The sequence below is a fragment of the Pseudomonas sp. NFPP25 genome (genome assembly GCF_900116505.1).
GTDB classification, from domain to species: domain Bacteria; phylum Pseudomonadota; class Gammaproteobacteria; order Pseudomonadales; family Pseudomonadaceae; genus Aquipseudomonas; species Aquipseudomonas protegens.
In genome coordinates this window covers 560,125-581,113 of sequence record NZ_FPBG01000004.1, presented here as the reverse complement: position 1 = coordinate 581,113, position 20,989 = coordinate 560,125, and the positions used below count along the sequence as shown (strand labels likewise).

The window sequence follows — 20,989 nt, the reverse complement described above, 5'->3', positions numbered from 1 at the left end:
TATGGACTGCCCCATGCGCCTTCGTCATATCGAGATTTTCCAGGCCATCCGCCAGACCGGCTCCATCAGCGGCGCAGCGCAGTTGCTGCATGTCTCCCAGCCGGCAGTGACCAAGGTTTTGCAGCACGCCGAACTGCAGCTGGGTTTCCCGTTGTTCCTGCGGGTGCGGGGCAAGTTGCAGCCAACCCCGGAAGCCCTGGAGCTGGAGCGCGAAGTGGACAAGGTTAGCGAGAGCCTGCAAGGGGTACGGCGCCTGGCCCAGAACCTGCGCCGGGCGCCGGGCCACAGCCTGCGCATCGGCGCCACACCGGCCCTGGCCCTGGCCTTGCTGCCGCCCGCCATCAGTGAATGGACCCGCCTTTACCCGGACAGCCTGTGCGAACTGTCCAGCGCCCATAGCCGCGAGCTGGTACAGAACCTGCTGATGCGCGAAATCGACCTGGCGCTGACCCTGCAACCCCCGGATCACCCGGGCCTGAGCGCCCAACCCCTGGCCCAGGGTGTGCTGGTGGCCCTGGCGCCGCTGGGCTTCTGGCCCGAGCACAGCCGCGGCCAGCCCCTGGCGCTGCAGGAGCTGGCGGACGCGCCACTGATTGGCCTGAGCAGCGCCGACCCGTTGTCGGCCCGGCTCGACAGCTACCTCAAGTCGGTGGAGCCGCCGCCGCGGGTGAGCATTGCCGTGCAGACCTATTCCCTGGCCCGGGCCATGGTCGAGTCCGGCGCCGGTCTGGCCCTGATCGACCCCTTCACCGCCCTGGGCGCCTCAACGGCCAACACCGCCATCCGCCCCTTGAGCCCACCGCTGCCGATCACCCTGTACGCCGTGACCCGCGCCGCAGAACCGCCGCCCCACACCCTGGCCAGCCTGCTGGAAATCTTCGCCCGCCAGGCCCAGGCCCAGCTCGACCGCCCCTTGTAGGAGCTGGCTTGCCAGCGAAAACGCCCGCCAGCACGGTGCTAATCCAGAGAACCCGCTGCGCCGGCCAGCCGGCCGCTACAGGACGTAGAACAGGATCGCGACGAAATGCAGCAGGCTGCCGGCGATCACGAACAGGTGCCAGATGCCGTGGGCATGACGCAGGCGGCTGTCGAGGGCAAAGAAGATGATGCCCACGGTGTACAGCACCCCGCCCGTGGCCAGCCAGGCGAAGCCGGCTGGCCCCAGGGCCGCCAGCAGCGGCTTGACCGCCACCAGGACGATCCAGCCCATCACCGCGTAGATCACGATGGAGAGAATCCGCGCCTCGGAGCGCGGCTTGATCTCCTGGAGGATGCCGATCAGCGCCAGCCCCCAGACGATGCCGAACAGGGTCCAGCCCCAGGGCCCGCGCAGGGTCACCAGGCAGAACGGCGTGTAACTGCCGGCAATCAGCAGGTAGATCGAAAAATGATCAACCTTCTGCATGATGTTCTTCGCCCGTCCGCGCACGCTGTGGTAGACCGTGGACACGCTGTAGAGCACCAGCAAGGTGAAGGAATAGATCGCCACGCTGACGATCTTCCACGGGCTGCCATCCAGGCTGGCCAACACCACCAGCCAGATGCCGCCGATAAACGCCGCGATTGCCCCCAGCAGGTGGGTCCAGGCGTTGAATCTTTCTCCGTGATACATCAGTCGCTCACCCTTGAAACATTGAAAAAACACGCAAGGCTCAGGCCTGCAGCTTGAAAGCGCAATATGTCTATTGGGGCGCGGCCGAGAAAAAACCAGCGGCCACGTCCTGACCGATCGGGCATCATCAGCCCCTCCTCAGCAGAGTCCGGACCATGCTCATCGACGAAGAGTTGACCCTGAAAAAGCTCGAAGTGTTTCTGGCCTTCATGCGCACCGGCAACCTGGCCCGCGCCGCCGCCGAGTTGCAGACCAGCAATGTCAGCGTGCACCGGGCCATTCACTCCCTGGAAAATGCCCTGCGCTGCCCGCTGTTCAAGCATGAAGGGCGCAACCTGACGCCCCTGGAAAGCGCCTTCGTCCTGGAGGAACGGGCACAGAAGCTGGTGCAGGACGTGGTCGAGAGCGTGCGCCTGACCCGCGAAGCGGCGGGCTTTTCAGCAGAACGCTTCAAGCTCGGCGCACTTTACTCGCTGACGGTGAAAACCGTGCCGCAGCTGATCATGGGCCTCAAGCTGCGCCGCAGCGAGCTGAACATCGACCTGATCCTGGGCTCCAACATCGACTTGCTGTACAAGCTCAAGAACATGGAAGTGGACGCCATCCTGATTTCCCTGGACGACAGCGCCCATGACCCGGACTGCGAGCAACTGCCGTTGTTTTCCGATGACATTTTTCTCGCCACCCCCGCCGATTCGCCCTTTGCCCAGCAGAGCGAAGTGGACCTGGCCGACGTGCGCGACGCCACCTTCATCACCCTGACCCAGGGCTTTGCCACCCATCAGGACGGGGTGCGAGTGTTCAAGCAGGCGGGGTTCGAACCCAAGGTGGCGATGCAGGTCAACGACATCTTCACCCTGCTGAGCATGGTCAGCTCCGGGGTCGGTTATGCGTTGCTGCCGGGGAGGATCGCGGCGGTGTATGAGAACCGCGTGAAACTGATACCGCTGCAGGCGCGCTACCGCCTGCAGCAGCATATCGGCGTGGTGTTTCTCAAAGCCAAGGAGCGCGACCCGAACCTGTTGGCGCTGCTGGCCGAATGCCGGATGTACGCCAACCGCCAAACCCCCTAGAAGCCGGCCGGCCCGGCCTTTTGTAGGAGCTGGCTTGCCAGCGAGGGCGTGCGCAAGAACAGCGCATGCCTCACGGGCCTCTTCGCCGGCAAGCCGGCTCCTGCAGGGGTTAGCCCACCAGGCCGCGGACGATGAAGAACAGCAGCGATGGCCCCAGCAGGCAGCCCAGCCCGGTGTGGAAGGTGGCGGTCAGGGCGCCGTAGGGCACCAGCCGCCGGTCCGTGGCTGCCAGCCCCGCGGTCACGCCGCTGACGGTGCCGGCCAGGCCACCGAAGACCATCGCCGAACGCGGATTGTCCAGGCCCATCCAGCGCGCGGCCATGGGCGTACCCACCATCACCAGGATCGCCTTGATCAGGCCCGTTGCAATCGACAGGGCCACCACGTCGGAGCTGGCACCAATGGCTGCGCCGGTCACCGGGCCGACGATATAAGTCACCGCGCCGGCACCAATGGTGGTCATGCTCACCGCATCGCGATAGCCGAAGGCCCAGGCGATGCTCGCGCCGACAATGAACGGCAGTACCGTACCCAGCAGCAGCGCCACGGCACCGATCATCCCGGCCTTGCGCGCCTCGGTGGCTTGTACTTCAAAGGCCGTGGCGACGATGGCGAAGTCCCGCAGCATGGCGCCCCCCATCAGGCCGATGCCGGAAAACAGGGCCAGGTCCGCCAGGCCCTTCTGACCACCGGTCAGGGTGCCGCCAACCCAGGCCAGGACCAGGCCGATGACAATGGCAATGGCCGATCCGTGTACCCGGCCGAACGTCAGGCGCTTGGACAGCAGCACCGAGACCCACATGATCACTCCGACGAAGGCGAAGGCGGTGACCAGACCGTTGTGCTCCAGGCCTTTCTCGATCAGATCCCACATCTCAGCGCCCTCCTGCCGGTGCGGCTTTCACACCCGGCTCCAGCGGCTCGGCCGGCAGTGGCTCGCCCTTGTGGGTGCGGCTGATGAGGGCGATGGTGCAACCGCAGAGCACCACCGAACCGATGGCCGCCAGCACCGCCACCGGGCCGCCGTGCAGCGCCGTCACCACGTTCTGCTGGGCGGCCATGGCCACCACTACCGGAATGTACATGGCGCCCCAGAAACCCACGCCCATCTCGCAATCCTTGGTCATGCCGCCGTGCCTGTGCATCCACAAACGGGCGCAGATCAGCAGGATCATGGCGATGCCGACTCCGCCGACATTGGATTTCACCCCCAGCAACACGCCGAGCATGTCGCCGATAATCACACCCGCCAGCGTACAGATCGCCAGCAATGCCACACCGTAGATAATCATTGTCGTAGTCCTCAAAGTGCATCGTCGAAGTTGTTGTTCTTGTGCTTCGTCAGCCTGAGTCGGTGCTCTATCGGTCGCGGCTTCCCTCCTCATTCAACAGGGCTTGCAGGGTGTCCAGGCGCGCGCCGTCGAAGGCGATCACCGTCCCCTGGGCAAACACCCGGCGGGCCAGCCCGGTCAATACCGCGCCGGGAGGCAATTCGATCTGCAGGCGCACCCCGCGCTCGTAGGCGCTTTGCACCGTGCCGCGCCAGTCGACGACGCGGCACATGTTGAAGGCCAGGTCGTCGCGCAACGCTTCCACGGAGCGCATCGGCCGCGCTCGGCTGCCACTGAGGTAGCCCAGCTTCGGAAGTTGCAGGGGTACCTCGGCAAAGGCGGCAGCCAGGGCCTGGGCCGGTTGTTCCAGCAGTGGGCAATGGGACGGCACGCTGACCGCCAGGCGCTTGGCCACGCCGACCCCGCAACCCCGGGCCAACTCGGCCACGGCATGCATCGCGGCATCGCTGCCGGCGATCACCACCTGGTTGTCGGCGTTGATATTGGCCAGGTACACCGGCCTCTGCGGGCTGTGGACCTGGGCCAGCAGCCCTTCCACCGCCGCCAGTTCCAGGCCGATCAATGCGGTCATGCCATAGCCCTGTGGATAAGCCTGCTGCATCAACTCACCCCGCAGGCTCACCAGGCGCAAGGCGTCGGCAAACTCCAGGGCCCCGGCCACCACCGCCGCCGGATAGGCGCCGATGGACAGGCCCGCCACGTAGTTCACCCGAGTATCGGGCTGCAACAGAGTGCGCGCCGCCGCCACGCCGGCGATCAGCAGGCACAGCTGCACCGCCCGGGTGCTGGCCAGGGCTTGGGGTGAATCCAGCGTCAGTACGTCCTGCCCCAACACATCGCTGGCCTCTTGCAGGCAGGCCCGCGCTTGCGGGCTTTGCGGCAGATGCTGGAGCATCCCCGGCTGCTGCGCGCCCTGGCCCGGAAACACCAGCAGGCTGCTCATGCCGCCTGCTCCTGAGGGTTCCAGGGGTCGCTGACCAGGCGCGCGCCACTGGCGCTCTTGAGCAGAACCCGGGCAGCCGGCCCGGCCCATTCGCGCAGGGCCAGGGCGCCGCCGGGCACCTGCAATTGCATATCCACCTGGCAACCGGCGCCGTCCAGCAGCGCCAGCAATTCACGGGCCCGGGCCCGTGGCAGAAGCTCCGGGGTACGCAGGATCAGGTCCAGGTCGCTGTGCTGATGCAAGGCCGCCACGCCGCTGGCCAGCTCGAAACCGGCACTGCCACTCACGCCCCAGATCCACTCCAGGGCATCCAGCTCATCGCGCAAATGCTGCAACGCCTGCAACGCCGGCCATGGGCGCTGGGGCGGTACATGACACAGCTGCTCGGGGCGCACCCCGCGCTGCACGGCTTGCAGATCCAGCAGCGCCGGATAGCGCTGTTCCCGGGAAACACCACGCAAACCCACCGCAACCTGCCCCGGTGCAGTCAGGGCCCGGCGCACCACCACCGGCTGCCCGGCCTCCAGCACCGCATGGGCCCAGGCCGGCGCATCGCCCGGCAACTGCGCCGGGGTCATGCCCCACAGCAGATCGTGGGGCAGCCAGGGGCCGCACCCGCTCACCACTGCTCCCGCAGCAACTGCCGGACTCGGCTCGACGCCGCCCGGTTCACCGCGCCCAGACGGCTGCCGAGGTCGACGCCCTTGGCCCGCACATCGGCAATCGCCGCCAACAGGCATTGATCGACCCGGGCCAGATCCTCCGCCGTCGGTTGTTCGATCTGCCGCACCGACAGGGTTTCCCACAGCAGGCCCAGGCCCGCGTAGCTGTCGATGTCATAGGCCATGGGCGGCACACTGGCGGCCAGGGCTTCCAGTTCCTCGACGCTGCGCAGGGTCACCCGCGCCGCCGAGGCCTTGCCCATGGCGTGCACCATCACCCCCGGGTCACGCAGGGCGATCAAGCGGTTGGCCTGATACCCATGGGCCAGAAAGGCCCCGGACATGGCCTTGCCCACCAGCAGGGCAATCACCGGGTGCCCGGCCAGGCGGGCCCGGGCATAGCTGTCGGCGGCGCCCGCCAGGGCCTGATGAATGCCCAGCGCCTCTTCGCGCCGGCCATAGGCCTGGCTCGGCACATCGACAATGGCGATCAGCGCCCGCTTGTGCTCCTGGTCCTGATCGGCGCGGATCACCTCATCCACTGCCTTGGCCAGCCCCCAGCCTTCCAGCAGGCCGACCTCGCCCTGGCGGGCGCGGGGAAAACGGTTGTCGGGGTCAGGCACTACCGCAATGAAGCGCGCCGGCTGCCCGTCCAACTGGCCGTCGGCAACCTTCAAGGAAGGTGGCAGGCCGCTCACGGGGGTCGCATCGCCACTCAAGGCGTCGAACCAGTTCAGGCCCCGCAGGGAACTAGCAGTCATGGGCGGTCTCCTTGATACAGGTCGCGAACGGTCGCCGCATCGATTTGCGGCGTCGTGTCCAGGCGGGACAGACGTTGCAGGTACAGCTCGGCCTCGCGGCTGCGTTGCCGCGACGGCAAGCCCAGGGCCAGCAGCTCACGGACCTGGGCCTGGATCAGTGCCACGTCGTCAGCCACGTAGCGGTCCACCAGGCCACTGGCGAAACGCTGCTCGCCGCCGGTCAGGCTCCAGATGAAAGGCCGGTCCCGGGAGTCGTATTCCTCAAGGCCCGCTTCCTGCTCGATCACCTGCGGGCCGTTGAGCCCCAGGCGCGCTTCCTGGGTGACCAGCAGATAACTGCACAAACCGGCGGCAATCGACATGCCGCCAAAGCAGCCGACGCTGCCGGCCACCACGCCGACCACCGGCTGGTACTGGCGCAGGTCGACAATCGCCGCATGAATGTCGGCAATCGCCGCCAGCCCGAGGTTGGCTTCCTGCAGGCGCACGCCGCCGGTTTCCAGCAGCAACACGGCGCGGGTCGGGATGCCGTTGCGGTTGTCCTCGGCGGCCAGCTCCAGGGCGCCGGCAATCTTCGCCCCGCCCACTTCACCGAGGCTGCCGCCCTGGAAAGCGCCTTCGATGGCAGCAATCACCACCGGCGAACCCGCGATGCTGCCCTTGGCGATCACCACCCCGTCATCAGCCTGGGGCACTACGCCCTGACGCTCCAGCCAGGGCGACATGACCCGCTGGAACGGGTCCAGCAACTCACGAAAGCTGCCGGCATCCAGGAGTGCCCGGGCCCGCTGCCGAGCACCCAGCTCGACGAAGCTGTGCTTGTTCAACAAGCGTGCGCTGTCAGTCATGGCCGATCTCCTCGAAGCCCTGTTCCAGGCGCAGGCGCACCACCCCGGGGGTGGCGCCGAAATCATGGATGTCGATCAACAGCGCCGGCGGCGTCTGGCCGTCGAACATGCGCTCGAACAGGTGCTGCCAGCGCGATGCGCTGCCGTTTACCGAGGTCTGTACCTGGATGCTCAATTTGCCGGGCTGCCCCGGCTCCAGCAGCACTTCCAAGTCGCCGGAGCCGACACAGCCCACCAGGGCGCGGCCACGGCCGGGCTGGCCGGCGGGGAATTCAAAGGACAAGGTTTCCATCAGTTCGCTCCCTGGTTAACAGCATCGCCGGATTCGATCCGGTCCAGCAGCAGGCTGGCCGCCAGCAAGTCGGCAGCGCCGCCGGGCGAGGCATTCAAGGTCAGTAGTTGCAGATCCAGTTCATGCAGGCGACGACGCCCGGCCAGGGTGGCGCTGCCACCAGCATCGAGCACCGCCCGGGCCCCCTGCTGCATGGCCTGCAGGCCAAGCTCACCGGCGCGATAGAGCACGCAGGTGTCCGCCAGCCGGCTCATGATCGCCAGCAAGGCATCGAGCCGGGCATTCTGTTCGCCATGGCCCTGGGCGCGGCTGCGCTTGAGCTGCGGCAGCCCCAGTTGCAGCACGGCGGGAAAGCCTTGCTGGGCTTCTTCGCGGGCACCGCGCACGCCGTAGCGCAGCGCCACCTGGGCGCCATGGCTCAAGGGGCGTGGTGCATAACGGTCTTCGAGCAAGGCCAGGCGCGCGGCCCGCAGCGCGACACTGCCGGCACTCGTGGCTTGAGGTTCCAGCGCGGCGGCGGCCACCAGCAGCCCCAGGGCCCAGATCGCCCCGCGATGGGTGTTCACCCCGCCGGTGGTGGCGAGCATGGCCTGCTCGCCTTCTCGGCCAATGCGCCCCAGGGCTTCACGCAGGGGCAGGCCCACTTCCCCGAGCAGCAGGGCAGCGTCGGCCATTTCCTTGAAGGCCGGCCACAGCGACAGCGCCGAGGCATGCATCAGGCCCAGGTGCAGGTCGGTGTGGGCGCCATTGCCACGGCGGTCCACCAGGGCCGGCTTGGGCGACAGGTCGGCCTCGTCGATCAGCGCGTCCACCGCCAGGTCCGCCAGGCGCTCGGCCAGGCTCGGGGTGGGTGATTGCAGGTTGAATGCGTGCATTACCAGCTCCTGAACTTGGCGGGCGGGTTGTACAGGCCACCGGACCACTCCACCAGGTCGGCCACGCTTTTCGCCGCCAGCAGCTCGCGGCTGGCGTCGGTGCGGCGGATGCCCAGGTCTTCCGGCAGGGCAATCAGGCCTTCACGGCGCATGCGCGCGGTGTCCTTGGGGTTGTGGCGCAAGCCGATGGCGGTAACCCCGGCCACGGCGGCGATCATCGCCTGGCGCTCTTCCAGGGAACGGGCCTTGTACAGGTAGGCGATGCCTTCCTCGGTCAGCAGGTGGGTGACGTCGTCGCCGTAGATCATGATCGGCGCCAGGGGCATGCCGCTCTTGCGCGCCACGTCCACCGCGTCGAGGGTTTCGACGAAGGTCGGTTTGCCGCCTTCCTGGAAGGTTTCCACCATCTGCACCACCAGCTTCTTGCCGCGTTCGAGCATGGCCTGGGGTGCATCGCTCTGATCCTGGCGCATATCGAGCCAGGCCGGGGTGCCGTGGCGGCGCCCGCGGGGGTCGTGACCCATGTTCGGCGCCCCGCCGAAACCGGCCAGGCGGCCACGGGTCACGGTGGAGGAATGGCCGTCGCCATCCACCTGCAAGGTGGCGCCGATAAACAGGTCCACCGCGTACTGCCCGGCCAGCTGGCAGAACATCCGGTTGGAACGCAGGGAACCGTCGCGACCGGTGAAGAACACGTCCGGACGCGCGGCGATGTAGTTTTCCATGCCCAGTTCGGTGCCGAAGCAATGCACGCTGTCCACCCAGCCACTTTCAATGGCCGGAATCAGGGTTGGGTGAGGATTGAGGGTCCAGTTGCGGCAGATCTTGCCCTTGAGCCCCAGGGATTGGCCGTAGGTGGGCAGGATCAGCTCGATGGCCGCGGTGTTGAAACCGATGCCATGGTTCAGCGACTGCACGTTGTGTTTTTCGTAGATGCCGCGAATCGCCATCATCGCCATCAGCACGTGCACCGGCTTGATATGGCGCGGGTCACGGGTGAACAGCGGCTCGATATAGAACGGCTTGTCGGCCACCACCACGAAATCCACCCAGGACGCGGGAATGTCGACCCGGGGCAGCTCGCTGACATCGTCCACCAGCTGGTTGACCTGGACGATGACAATGCCGTCGCTGAAGGCCGCCGGCTCGATCAGCGCGGGCGTGTCCTCGGTACTGGGGCCGGTGTAGATGTTGCCGGCGCGGTCGGCCATGAACCCGGCAGAGAGCACCACATTGGGGATCAGGTCCACCACCAGCCGCGCATAGAGTTCGATGTAGGTATGGATGGCGCCGATTTCCAGCAGCCCGTCTTCCAGCAACTGGCTGATGCGCAGGCTCTGGGTGCCGGCAAAGGAAAAGTCCAGCTTGCGGGCGATGCCGCGCTCGAACAGGTCCAGGTGCTCGGAACGGCCGACGCTGGGCATGATCATGTGCAGGTCATGCAGCCTGGCCGGGTCGGCCTTGGCCAGGGAGCGGGAGAGAAAGTCCGCCTGTTTCTGGTTGTTGCCTTCCAGCACCACCCGGTCGCCGGGCAGGATCAGCGCTTCCAGGGCCGCGACGATCTTGTCGGTCGGCAACACCACGCCATCGGCGATGGCCCGCACCTGCTCGAGGCGCCGCTGCTTTTCGCTGCGCCGCCGCGACCAGCGCGCGTCGGGGGAAATTATTGTTGTCATGCTCACTCCACGGGTTCGCTGTCGTGGCAGTCACCTTAGGAGTGAAAACGGGGGACATCAATCAAGCGCGGCGTTAGATCGTTACGCTCAGCGTAATGATTTGGGAGCCATGGCACTCTCATGCTCTCTCGGTACACAATGCCCGCCGTACCAGCCCATGAGCGGCCTGGGCAGACCAAGATGAGAGTCAGCATGGACACACCGATTCGCTCGAACCAGGCGCTGCTGGAGCAGCTCAAGCATGGCCTGAAGCCCGACTACCTGATGTTCTGGGGGCACCAGCCCACCCGGGACGGACGCATCTCCCAGAGCTGTTTCAGCCAGTGGTTCGACGCAGGTCTGGAACTCGATGGCATTCAGTACCCCAGCGCCGAGCATTTCATGATGGCCGGCAAGGCCCTGCTGTTCGGCGACCAGGAAACCCACGAGCGGATCCTCAAGGCCGTGACGCCCGCCGACGTGAAGCAACTGGGTCGCGAGGTGCGCGGCTTCGATGACGCCCGCTGGACCGAAGCACGCCTGGATATCGTGGTGCAGGGCAACCTGGCCAAGTTCAGCCAACATCAGGCGCTGGGGGAATACCTGCTGTCCACAGGCGACCAGGTACTGGTGGAAGCCAGCCCGGTGGACCGGATCTGGGGCATCGGCCTGGCCGCCGAGGATGCCAGGGCCAGCCAGCCGGAACAGTGGCGCGGCCTGAATCTGCTGGGCTATGCGCTGATGGAGGTGCGGGACAGGTTGCGCATTGGCTGAGGGGCTGCCTTCGCTGGCAAGCCAGCTCCTACCGGCGGTGTTGTGTAGCGGCCGGCTTGCCGGCCAAGAGGCCTAGAGCCCCGCCACCAGCAGCTCTTCCAGGGCCAGCAGGTCCGGCACCTTGGCCACCTGCTCGGCCACCTGCACCGCGGCCTTTTCCAGCGCAGCCAGGGGCACGTCGACATAGCTCAACTGGCTGTCGAGCTTGCAGGAGCGGGGAATGCCCTGCACCAGCAGGGCCATGAACTTCAGCTCCGGGCGACCGCCCAGGGCATTGAGCACGACGATCCGCGCCCGCTCGCCAATCACGGTCCTGCCACCGCAGGCCGACTCGAAGCTGATCAGCGGAATCCGCCGCTCGCGCCACAGCACCCGGCCCAGGTACCAGGGCGGTGAATCCAGGTCGAAGGTGCCCTGCTGATAGTCGATCAACTCGGCCACGGCCACGTTGGGCAGGATCAGGGTACGGTCGGCCAGGGGCAGCAGCAGCCCGGTGAGAGTGCTGGCGCGGTGATCAAGCATGGGTCTTGCTCCACAGGGCGATGCTTTCCAGCAGCACCGACTCTTGATAGGGCTTGCCGAGGTAGTCGTTGACGCCGATGGCCATGGCCCGGTCGCGGTGTTTCTGGCCGGTGCGGGAGGTGATCATGATGATCGGCAGGTGTTGCAGGCGCGGGTCGTTGCGTACCTGGATCGCTACCTCGAAGCCATCCATGCGCGGCATTTCGATGTCCAGCAGCATCAGGTCCGGGGTGTGCTCGGCCAGCAGCGCCATGGCGTCGACCCCATCCTTGGCGGTGAGCACATTCATGCCGTGGCGCTCCAGCAGGCGGCTGGTGACCTTGCGCACCGTGACCGAGTCGTCCACCACCAGCACCAGCATCGGCCGCGGCGGTTGCACCTCGCTGGCCGGCTCGTCGCCCGCCAGGCGCGGCAGCGGTGCCTGGGCCTGCAAGGCGCGGATATGCGCCAGCAAATCGAGAATCAGCACCACCCGACCATCGCCGAGAATCGTCGCCCCGGACAGCCCCTGGACCGCGGCGAACTGCGGCCCCAGGCTCTTGACCACGATTTCCCGGGTACCGGCGGTGGCATCCACCTGCACCGCGATGCGCTGCTCGTTGCAGTGCACCAGCAGCACCGGCAGCGGCTGCACCTGGCCCAGCAGCTTCGGCCGAGGCACGGTGTGCAGCAGCTCCCCCAGGTAGCACAGCTGATAAGACTGGCCGGCGTACTCATAGCGCGGTGGGTCGAGCTGGTAGTAGCCGTCCAGCTCTGCGGGCAGCACCCGGACAATGCCCTCCACGGTATTCAGCGGAATCGCGTACTGCTCGTCGGCGCACTGCACCATCAGCGCGCGGTTGACCGACACGGTGAACGGCAGGCGAATGCGAAAATGCACGCCCTGGCCGGCAACCGAGTCGATGCTCATGCTGCCGCCTAACTGGCGCACCTCTTCATGGACCACGTCCATGCCCACCCCGCGCCCGGAAATCTGGGTGATCTTCTCGGCAGTGGAAAACCCCGGCTGCATGATGAATTGCAGCACTTCGCGGTCGCTGAGCTGCGCCTCGGGGTCCAGCAGGCCGCGCTTGATGGCTTTTTTGCGCACGGCTTCCAGGGGCACCCCGGCGCCGTCGTCGCGCATGTCGAAAATCATGTCGCCGCCCTCGCGGGACAGGTCCAGGCTGATCCGCCCCTGTGCCGGCTTGCCCGCCGCAAGGCGCGCCTCGGCCGATTCCAGGCCGTGGTCCACGGCGTTGCGCAGCATGTGTTCCAGGGGCGCGACCATGCGTTCGAGAACGTTGCGGTCCATTTCCCCTTCGGCGTTGCCGACCACGAACTCCACGTCCTTGCCCAGCTCTTCGGCCACCTGGCGGACGATGCGCTTGAGCCTGGGCACCATGCGCTCGAACGGCACCATGCGCGTGCGCATCAGGCCTTCCTGCAATTCGGTGTTGATCCGGCCCTGCTGCTGCAACAGGTTCTCGGCGTCGTGGTTGCGCCGGTCCAGGGTTTCCTTGAGGTCCAGCAGGTCCGAAGCCGATTCGAACAGGGCCCGGGACAGCTGCTGCAACTGCGAGTGGCGGTCCATTTCCAGGGGGTCGAACTCTTCGTAGCCCAGGCGCTCGGCCTCCACCTGCTGGCGGCTGAGAATCCGCCCCTGGGTTTCGGTGTCCAGGCGGCGCAACTGGTCGCGCATGCGCTCGATGGTGGTTTCCATCTCGCCCAATGCCGTGCGCGCATCGTTGACTTGTTGTTCGATACGGCCACGGAAGATCGAGGTTTCCCCGGCCAGGTTCACCAGGTCGTCCAGCAGCTCTGCCGAGACCTTGACCATGTCCCCCGCCACTGCCGCTTCCGCCGCGGGCGCAGCGGGCTCGGGCTTGGTGCTGGGCAGTGCAGCTTCTGCGGCAACGCCGGTCGCTACCCGCGGATGGCTCAGGTCGTGGATCGCATCGATGAGCTTCTGGGCCGGCTCGATGGGCTGGCCGGCACGGGCCGCATCGAGCATCTGGGCCAGGCGGTCGTGGCTCTTCTGCAACAGGGTGAACAGCACCGGGCTGGGTTGCAGCAGGCCGGCGGACAGGCCTTCGAAGAGAAATTCCAGTTCATGGGCCAGATCGCCGATGGGGGCGATTTCCACCATGCGCGCACCGCCCTTGAGGGTGTGCAGGTCGCGCAGCAGGGTTTCCACTTCCTGGCGACCCTGGGGCTCGGCCTGCCAGCGGGCCAGGGCCGCGGCAGAGCTGTCGATGATGTCGAAACCTTCTTCGAGGAAGATTTCCAGCAGCTCCGGGTCCTGGGCCGCACGGTCTTCCTCGACCGTGCCCTGGGCCACTTCGCCGGTGCCGGCGGCCTGCTGCCGGTACGACCGCACAGCCTCGATCTGCGCCCGGGATTCGTCCAGGGGATGCTGCCCCTGCAACTGTTCCAGCAGCAGTGCCAGTTGCTCGTGGCTGCTGCGCAACAGCAGGCCCAGGTGCTGGCTGTGGCTGTAGCGCCGGTCCACCAGCCCCTCGTACAGCGACTCCAGCTCCTGGGCCAGTTCCGCCACCGGTGCCACTTCGGCCATCCGTGCGCCGCCCTTGAGGGTGTGCAGGTCTCGCTGCAGGGAAGACAGCGGCGCGCCATTGTCCGGGTCGGCCAGCCAGCGCTGCAGGGCCTGGTCGGCGCTTTCGAGGATATCCACCGCTTCTTCGAGGAAGATCTCGACAATTTCGTCGTCCGCCTGCAACGGGGCCTCGGCCTGCTCCAGGCGAGCCGTGGCCGCGCCCAGTTCGCTGATGCTCAGGGCGCGGCTGCCATCGCTCTTGATCAGGCCCGTGGCAGAAGGGTCCAGACCTTCATCCAGCAGCTCGCGCAAGGCCTGCACCCGTTCCGGGCGCGGGCTGACTTCCTGGCCTGCGGCCAGCTCGTCGAGCATGTTGATCAAGGCATCATGGGCGCTTTCGGCTTCGTGGAAGAAACGCTCGCTGACGGCCAGGCTGCTCTCTTCCACCGCGCCATAGAGATCGAGCAAGGCTTCGCACAGCTCGTCCACCGGGTGCAGGTCGGCCAGGTGCGCGCCCTCGCCCAGGGTGGTCAACTCATCCAGCAGGGCGCTGAGTTCCTGACGCTCGCCCGGGTGCTGCTGCCAACGGCGCAGCAGGCTTTCGGCATCCAGCAGGATGTCCATGCCCTGGGCCAGGAAGTTGTTGATCAACTGCGGGTCGCGCTTGGCCCGGGGCGCGCTGTCCGGGGCGCTGAGCAGGGTTTCCAGGCGCTCCCCCAGCAGGGCCAGGGCGCGCCCCACCAGGGAGCGGGCGCCATCGATAGGCGCCAGCGGGTCGCTGTCCAGCTGCCGCAGGCCCCGGCGCAGCAGGCCTTCGGCTTCCAGCAGCAGCTCCACCTCGTCCAGGTCCAGGGGGATCAAGTGCGCCCGGTATTCCCGGGCCAATTGGTCCAGAGGGCCGGCCAGCTCGGCAATCGGCAGCACTCCGGCCATGGAGGCGCTGCCCTTGAGGGTGTGCAGGGCCCGTTGCAGTTCGTCGCTGGCCTGCAGCGGTACGTGTTCGGCGGCCTGCTCGAGAAAGCGGTTGATGCTGTCCAGGTGGGTCTGGGCCTCGGTGCGGAAGATCTCCAGCAACTGCGGGTCCAAGGCCTCGGCCGGCACTGGCGCCGAGCCTTGCGCGCCATTGGCCAGGGCATGGGCCCGGGCGGCCAGGCGGTCGACATCGTCGCGCTGGCGCTGGGCCTGCTGGGCGAACTCGGCGATCAGTTCCGGCAACAGTTGCAGGGTGTCGGCCACCAGTTGCCGGGCTTCGACACCGGGCTCCACGCTGTGCTCCAGCACCCGGTTGAGAAGGTTTTCCACCGCCCAGGCCAGCTCCCCCAGCACCAGCGCGCGCACCATGCGCCCGCTGCCCTTGAGGGTGTGGAAGGCCCGGCGCAGTTCGCTCAGGGCAGATGTGCCATGGGGGTCCGCGGCCCAGCGCGGCAGGTACTCGCGCAGCATCTCCAGCACTTCCTCGGTTTCTTCGAGGAAGACTTCCCGCAGTTCATCGTCCACCGGCTCCTCGTCCCCTGGCGGCGGCAACAGGCTGCCCGGGGTAATCAGGGCCGGCGGGTTGAGGGCCGAGACCGGCACCGCCAGGACATCCGCCAGGGACTGCGCCACCCGGGGATCGTCCAGCTCTTGCAGGTCCTGCATCACCAGGGCTTCGCTGGGGCTCAAGGGCTGATCGAGCAACGGCACCTGCTCCACCGGCACATAACCCAGGGCGAGCAGGCCCTGCTGGGCCACATCGAGGATCTTCTCCCCCGGCGCCTCGTGGTCCTCGCTCAGGCGTTCCAGGTAATACTCCAGGCTGGTGAGCACATCCGCCAGGTGGTCCAGTTGCTGCCAGTCGGGCCGGGAACGGGCCGCCAGCAGGTGTTCGACGACAAACTGCTGGCAGGCCTGCATCAGCCCCGCCGCGCGGGGCAGCGGGATCATCGCCAGGGCGCCGCGCACCTGGGTCAGCAGCTCGGGCAGCGCCTGCAGGTGTTCGGCGTCCCAGTCGGCCTCGATGCACTCGGCGATCAGGTCCTTGGCCTGGTGCAGGCAAACCCGCGCCTCCTGGATCACCAACTGGTGGATCTGGGTCAGGTCGGTGGTGGGCAGGCGGCTTTCCTCACGGCTTTCGGGCTCCACGGTGCCGGCCATGCCGGCCAGGGTCGCTTCCACGTACAGCAGGGCCCCCGCCACATCCATCAGCACCGCGTCGTCCGGCGCGCGCTGGCCCTGGGCCAGGCTCTGGACCACCGCCAACTGATCGATGATGACCTTGCGCGGCTGGCCGAAGCCCAGCACTGCCAGGGTGTCGGCGATCTGCCGCAGGGGCGACAGCAGCCCTTCGAGGTCATCGGTGTGCTGGCGGTCGCTGCGCACGAACAGGTCGAGGCGTTCCTTGACCCGCACCAGGCCATCGCACACCGCAGTCAGCACCGAGCGCATGGCATCCCGGTCGGGGCCGGCCAGGCGGGCCCGCTCCTCGTCCACCACTGCGCTGTCGGGCAAGGCGTCATCCAGTCCGTAACGTTCTTTCATGGTCAGCATCAATGGGGTGGGATGGCGCGCCTTGGCGATATAGAACAGCAGGCTCTTGAGCAATTCATCGGGGGCCGGCCGGTTGATCCCGGCCATGCCCTGTTCCAGCAGGCGCTTGAGCTCCTTGTCGGCATCCTTGAGCAGGCTGCGCACCGCCGGGCTGTTGGCGATCTCGTCGTGGCGCATGCCTTCCACCAGGGCCGAGGCGATATGCCACAAGGGCGCCAGCGGGGCGTCCTGGCACAAGGCTTCCAGGCGTTCGAAGACCTTGGCCATGTAGCCCAGGCTCTGCTCGTCATCCTGCTCGCGCAGCAGGTCCACCAGGGCGGTCTGCAACATGTGTCGCAGCTTGCGCAACTGGTTGGGCAATTCCAGGGGTTCCAAAGCCGCCAGGGCCTTGTCGCTCAGGGGCGGCAGGCTGGGCAGCTGCGGGCTGAACAAGCTGGTTTCCGAGAGCAGGCTCTCGCCCCGGGCACTGCGCAGGTCGTTGAGCAGCGGCAGCACCACCAGCGGCAAGTCGCGCCGCGCGCTCTGCACCCGGTCCAGGTACTGGGGCAACTGGCCGATGGCCTGGCGCAGCAGGCGCAGGGCTTCGTCGCGCTGGGCCACGCGCCCCTGCTGCAGGGCCAGGGCGAGCTTTTCCATTTCTTCAGCCAGCAGCGCGGCGCCGTAGAACTCCACCATCTGCAGGCTGCCATGGACCAGGTGAATGCCTTCCAGGCACTGGTCGATGGCCTCCAGGGCCTGGGGATCGTCCGCCAGATGCTCCAGCGCCTGATGCGCCTGCTTCAGGGTCTCGGCAATTTCGCCCTTGACCCACTCCAGGGCTACATAGTCGTGCCGATCAACCATAACCACTCCAGTCAAAGCCTTGTGTCAGCGGTTGTCATTCGGGGCCGGGCCCCGGGTGGCCGGCAGGGTGAAGCCGGACACCGAGCGGCGCAGCTGGCTGGCCATCTTCGCCAGATTGCCGATGCTCTCGGCGGTGGCGGTGGAACCGGACGAAGTCTGCGAGGTGATCTGCTGGATCACGTTCATGGTCAGGGAAATCTGCCCGGCCGAAGAGGTCTGCTGCTGGGCCGCGTTGGAGATGCTCTGGATCAGCGCCGCCAGGGTCTTGGACACGCCTTCGATCTCTTCCAGGGCCACCCCGGCGTCCTGGGCCAGGCGCGCGCCGCGCACCACTTCGGTGGTGGTCTGCTCCATGGAGATCACCGCCTCGTTGGTGTCGGTCTGGATCGCCCGCACCAGGGTCTCGATCTGCCGCGTGGCTGCCGAGGAACGCTCCGCCAGCCGCTGCACCTCGTCGGCCACCACGGCAAAGCCGCGCCCGGCGTCACCGGCCATGGAGGCCTGGATCGCCGCGTTGAGGGCGAGGATGTTGGTCTGGTCGGCAATGTCGTCGATCAGGCTGACGATATCGCCGATCTCCTGGGAAGACTCGCCCAGACGCTTGATCCGCTTGGCGGTGTCCTGGATCTGCTCACGAATGTTGTCCATGCCGTGAATGGTGTTGTGCACCACCTCGTTGCCCTTGTTGGCGATTTCCACCGAGCGCTCGGCCACCGCCGAGGATTCGGCGGCGTTGGCCGATACCTGGTCGATGGACTGGGCCATTTCGTTGATCGCCGTGGAGGCTTCGGAAATCTGCTGGGCCTGATGCTCCGAGGCTTCGGCCAGTTGCATGGCGGTGGCCTGGGTTTCCTGCACTGCGCCGGCCACCTGGCCGGCGGTGAGGTTGATGGTGGCCACCAGGTCACGCAGCTGGTCGACGGAATAATTGATGGAGTCGGCAATGGTGCCGGTGAAGTCCTCGGTCACCGAAGCGGTGACCGTGAGGTCGCCGTCGGCCAGGTCCTCGATCTCGTCCAGCAAACGCATGATCGCGTTCTGATTGCGCTCGTTCTTCTCTGCGGTCTCGCGTAACTGGCGGTTGGTCTCGCGCACCATCACCAGGCCGATGAGGATGATCGAGGCCAGGGCCAGCAGGCCCAGGACGTAGCCGCCGATGGTGTCCAGCTTGCGGCTGCCGGCCAGGTTCTCGAAGCCGCTGGCCAGCAGCGAAGCTTCGTCCAGCAGGGTCTGGGACAGGCTGAAGATGTTGCTCGCCGACTCGCGGACCTGGAACAGCTCGGGGGAGGTTTCGAGGATCTCGTCCACGGAGCCGGAGACGAACTCGAACAATTCGGAAATCTCCGCCAGCCGCCCCCGGGCATCCGGGTCTTCCACCTGGCTGATCTTCAGCCCCGGGTTGCCCTGCAACATGCCGTTGAGCACCTGGCCGAAGCGCGCGGCATCGCGACCGAAGGCATCGGCGGCCTGGACCGCGTTTTCGTCGCCGGCCAGCACCGTGTTGACCGCGCCGAGAATCCGCTCGGCCAGCAGCGACTGGCGCTGGGCCATGGCCACCTGGGCCGCCGGGGCGCCACGCTGGAGCAGGATCTCGACGACCTTTTCATACTCCACCTGCAATTGCGGCACGGTTTCCGCCAGGGTTGCCGCCACCTGGTGCAGGGACAGCACCGTCTGCTCGCTGGCGAGAATCGCGTCGGTGTTTTTCAGCAGTTTTTCCCAGTCCAGTTGCACCGCGCGCATTTCCTGGCGCAAGGCCACCGGGGCCCCGGGCAGCCCGGTGTCGGGGTCACCCTTTTTCAGGTAGCCCCAGCGCCGGGCGAAATCGTTGCGCGCATCCCCCAGCAGCTTGAACGCCGCAGCCTTGCCCGCCGCCGCTTCGGTGGCGTTCTTGGCAATGCGCTGGGACAGCACCCGCAGCTCGCCGGCATGGCCGATGTACTGTTTGTCGTAGGTGGCCTGGGTATTGAGGTAAGCGAAGTTGGCGAACAACAGCATGATGAACACGATCAGTGCGATGAACAGCACGATGATCTGCGAGCGACTGCGGGAGCCTTCCAGGGGCTTGCCGGTTTTGGCTTTGGTCATCGATCAGGCCTGTGGCGAGCGGGCGGTCCCGCATTCGAGTGCCCGGGGCGCGCGCAACGCCGGGGCAGCATGGGTTGATCCAGGGAAACACGCGCTTCCCGTGGCACGGCCAACGGGTTGCCCAGGCGCCGGGGCGCCCTTCACGCTGCCACCTCCAGGAACCCCGGCGAACGGGCCAGGGCGAAGGGGCTGAAGACCTGCCAGACCTGATCGCGGCGGAACTGGCCCTGCAGGTAGGGGTTGACCGCGGCGTCGGCAAAGTCGGTGATGCCGGGCTCCAGGCTGTCCTGGGCAAAGTGCTGCAGGCCGGCCACCTCGTCCACCAGCAGGCCGGCGAACAGCTCCTTGTACTCCACCACCAGCACCCGTCGCTGCTTGCGCAGGGGCGACAGCTCATGGCCGAAGAAACCGCACAGGTCCATGATCGGCAGCAGCCGCCCGCGCAGGTTGGCGACGCCCTTGACCCAGGGCTTGACCCCGGGCAGCAGGGTGTAGCGCGGCTCGTGCAGGACTTCGCTGATCTCGCCCATGGCGGCCACGTACCAATGCTCGCCCAGGCGAAAGCCGATGCCGCTCCAGCTGTGCTGGCGGGTTTCCTGGGACGGCAGGTCGGCGGCCAGCAAGCGGCAGCGCTGGTCGATCTCCAGCAGCAGCTCGAAGGCGGTCTGGGATTGGCTCATGGCGCGGCTGTCAGCCGGCCAGGACGTTGTTCAGGGTCTTGATCAGGGTCTCTTCGTCCACCGGTTTGGTCAGGTAGTCCTTGGCGCCCTGGCGGGTGCCCCAGACCTTGTCGGTTTCCTGATCCTTGGTGGTGATGATGATCACCGGGATATGGCTGGTCTCGGCATCCTTGGTCAACTGGCGGGTCGCCTGGAAACCGTTGAGGCCGGGCATGACGATGTCCATCAGCACCGCGTCGGGCTTTTCTTCCCGGGCCAGGGCCACGCCGTCGGCACCGTTCTCGGCCTTGAGCACTTCATGGCCGTGCTTTTCCAGCATGCCGGTGAGTTTGTACATTTCAGTCGGCGAGTCATCGACGATCAGAATACGAGCCATGGTCTTCCCCATACGGTATAGGCGCGCGGCCTGCTGGCCGGGCGTCGCTGTGCGTGTCTACTGTGGCGCAAGCGCGACAAAGTCCGGGACATGGGCCTTGATCGCGCTCAGCAGTTCTTCCTTGCTGAAGGGTTTGGTCAAAAACTGGTCGGAGCCGACGATGCGCCCCTTGGCCTTGTCGAACAGGCCATCCTTGGAAGACAGCATGATCACCGGGATGGACTTGAACGCGCTGTTGTTCTTCACCAGCGCACAGGTCTGATAGCCGTCGAGCCGCGGCATCATGATGTCGACGAAGATGATGCCGGGGTGATGGTCGACGATCTTCGACAGGCCTTCGAAGCCGTCCACTGCGGTGATGACCTCGCAACCGACGTTCTTCAGCAGCATTTCGGCCGTGCGGCGAATCGTCTTCGAATCGTCGATCACCATCACCTTCAAGGCGTTGGAATGCTGTTCCATATCTGCTCTGCCATCGCCCCAGCGAATGATTTGGTCCGGTACCGCCGGGCAATGGGTGAAACCCTTGAACTTCAAGGCTTGGGCCCGGCCTGCGAGCCTTTTTAGCACACTC

The 20,989-nt window shown here is 66.6% G+C and carries 19 protein-coding genes; 3 read left to right on the top strand and 16 right to left on the bottom strand.

All coding sequences use genetic code 11. The features are described from left to right. The first annotated feature begins 13 nt into the window (after positions 1-13). Positions 14-919, top strand: a complete 906-nt coding sequence (locus tag BM382_RS18975) for a LysR family transcriptional regulator (protein WP_047338046.1) — start codon at positions 14-16, stop codon at positions 917-919. A gap of 75 nt (positions 920-994) precedes the next feature. On the opposite strand, the gene BM382_RS18970 is transcribed toward BM382_RS18975, so the two are convergent. Then, positions 995-1,612, bottom strand: a complete 618-nt coding sequence (locus BM382_RS18970; RefSeq protein WP_011063984.1) for a PAQR family membrane homeostasis protein TrhA — start codon at positions 1,610-1,612, stop codon at positions 995-997. 155 nt (positions 1,613-1,767) lie between these two features. Here BM382_RS18970 and BM382_RS18965 point away from each other — a divergent pair, with 155 nt between their 5' ends. Further along, positions 1,768-2,685 (top strand): LysR family transcriptional regulator, encoded by a 918-nt coding sequence (locus BM382_RS18965; protein ID WP_015637350.1) that lies wholly within the window; start codon positions 1,768-1,770, stop codon positions 2,683-2,685. Positions 2,686-2,794: 109 nt separating this feature from the next. Here BM382_RS18965 and madM read toward each other — a convergent pair whose 3' ends face one another. The 9 genes from madM to mdcA all read right to left on the bottom strand — a co-directional run bounded on the left by madM (position 2,795) and on the right by mdcA (position 10,094). Continuing rightward, on the bottom strand, positions 2,795-3,559 hold the full coding sequence (madM, locus tag BM382_RS18960) for a malonate transporter subunit MadM (RefSeq protein WP_011063986.1): 765 nt from the start codon (positions 3,557-3,559) through the stop codon (positions 2,795-2,797). Position 3,560: 1 nt separating this feature from the next. Next, positions 3,561-3,977, bottom strand: coding sequence for a malonate transporter subunit MadL (madL, locus tag BM382_RS18955; RefSeq protein ID WP_015637351.1), 417 nt, complete (start codon positions 3,975-3,977; stop codon positions 3,561-3,563). A gap of 67 nt (positions 3,978-4,044) precedes the next feature. After that, positions 4,045-4,980 (bottom strand): malonate decarboxylase subunit epsilon, encoded by a 936-nt coding sequence (mdcH, locus tag BM382_RS18950; RefSeq protein ID WP_072443593.1) that lies wholly within the window; start codon positions 4,978-4,980, stop codon positions 4,045-4,047. After that, complete coding sequence (locus BM382_RS18945) at positions 4,977-5,603, bottom strand: malonate decarboxylase holo-ACP synthase (RefSeq protein ID WP_072443591.1); 627 nt, start codon at positions 5,601-5,603, stop codon at positions 4,977-4,979. The genes mdcH and BM382_RS18945 overlap by 4 nt, the downstream gene beginning before the upstream one ends. After that, a complete protein-coding gene (gene mdcE / locus BM382_RS18940) occupies positions 5,600-6,403 on the bottom strand; it encodes a biotin-independent malonate decarboxylase subunit gamma (protein ID WP_072443589.1) in 804 nt (267 codons plus the stop codon). The genes BM382_RS18945 and mdcE overlap by 4 nt, the downstream gene beginning before the upstream one ends. Continuing rightward, positions 6,400-7,251 carry a biotin-independent malonate decarboxylase subunit beta gene (locus tag BM382_RS18935; RefSeq protein WP_011063991.1) on the bottom strand — a complete coding sequence of 284 codons (852 nt, stop codon included), beginning with the start codon at positions 7,249-7,251 and terminating at the stop codon, positions 6,400-6,402. Before BM382_RS18935 ends, mdcE begins: the two co-directional genes overlap by 4 nt. Beyond that, positions 7,244-7,543, bottom strand: coding sequence for a malonate decarboxylase subunit delta (locus BM382_RS18930; protein WP_015637356.1), 300 nt, complete (start codon positions 7,541-7,543; stop codon positions 7,244-7,246). The genes BM382_RS18935 and BM382_RS18930 overlap by 8 nt, the downstream gene beginning before the upstream one ends. Next, a complete protein-coding gene (locus BM382_RS18925; RefSeq protein ID WP_015637357.1) occupies positions 7,543-8,418 on the bottom strand; it encodes a triphosphoribosyl-dephospho-CoA synthase in 876 nt (291 codons plus the stop codon). Before BM382_RS18925 ends, BM382_RS18930 begins: the two co-directional genes overlap by 1 nt. Further along, positions 8,418-10,094 (bottom strand): malonate decarboxylase subunit alpha, encoded by a 1,677-nt coding sequence (mdcA, locus tag BM382_RS18920; protein WP_041120237.1) that lies wholly within the window; start codon positions 10,092-10,094, stop codon positions 8,418-8,420. Before mdcA ends, BM382_RS18925 begins: the two co-directional genes overlap by 1 nt. 192 nt (positions 10,095-10,286) lie before the next feature. On the opposite strand from mdcA, the gene BM382_RS18915 reads away from it, so the two are divergent. Then, on the top strand, positions 10,287-10,847 hold the full coding sequence (locus tag BM382_RS18915; protein WP_019095283.1) for an NADAR family protein: 561 nt from the start codon (positions 10,287-10,289) through the stop codon (positions 10,845-10,847). Between the two features lie 72 nt (positions 10,848-10,919). On the opposite strand, the gene BM382_RS18910 is transcribed toward BM382_RS18915, so the two are convergent. The 6 genes from BM382_RS18910 to pilG all read right to left on the bottom strand — a co-directional run bounded on the left by BM382_RS18910 (position 10,920) and on the right by pilG (position 20,877). Next, the gene (locus BM382_RS18910) at positions 10,920-11,369 is read right to left on the bottom strand and encodes a chemotaxis protein CheW (protein ID WP_019095284.1); all 450 of its coding nucleotides are present in this window, start codon (positions 11,367-11,369) and stop codon (positions 10,920-10,922) included. Continuing rightward, positions 11,362-17,271, bottom strand: coding sequence for an Hpt domain-containing protein (locus tag BM382_RS18905; RefSeq protein ID WP_072443587.1), 5,910 nt, complete (start codon positions 17,269-17,271; stop codon positions 11,362-11,364). Before BM382_RS18905 ends, BM382_RS18910 begins: the two co-directional genes overlap by 8 nt. 24 nt (positions 17,272-17,295) lie before the next feature. Further along, positions 17,296-19,359 carry a methyl-accepting chemotaxis protein gene (locus tag BM382_RS18900; RefSeq protein ID WP_011063998.1) on the bottom strand — a complete coding sequence of 688 codons (2,064 nt, stop codon included), beginning with the start codon at positions 19,357-19,359 and terminating at the stop codon, positions 17,296-17,298. 140 nt (positions 19,360-19,499) lie between these two features. Continuing rightward, entirely contained in the window at positions 19,500-20,039 is a 540-nt protein-coding gene (locus BM382_RS18895; protein ID WP_011063999.1) for a chemotaxis protein CheW, read from the bottom strand. A 10-nt stretch (positions 20,040-20,049) separates the two neighbouring features. Further along, positions 20,050-20,415 carry a twitching motility response regulator PilH gene (pilH, locus tag BM382_RS18890; protein ID WP_011064000.1) on the bottom strand — a complete coding sequence of 122 codons (366 nt, stop codon included), beginning with the start codon at positions 20,413-20,415 and terminating at the stop codon, positions 20,050-20,052. Between the two features lie 57 nt (positions 20,416-20,472). Continuing rightward, positions 20,473-20,877, bottom strand: coding sequence for a twitching motility response regulator PilG (gene pilG, locus BM382_RS18885; RefSeq protein WP_072443585.1), 405 nt, complete (start codon positions 20,875-20,877; stop codon positions 20,473-20,475). Positions 20,878-20,989 lie beyond the last annotated feature (112 nt).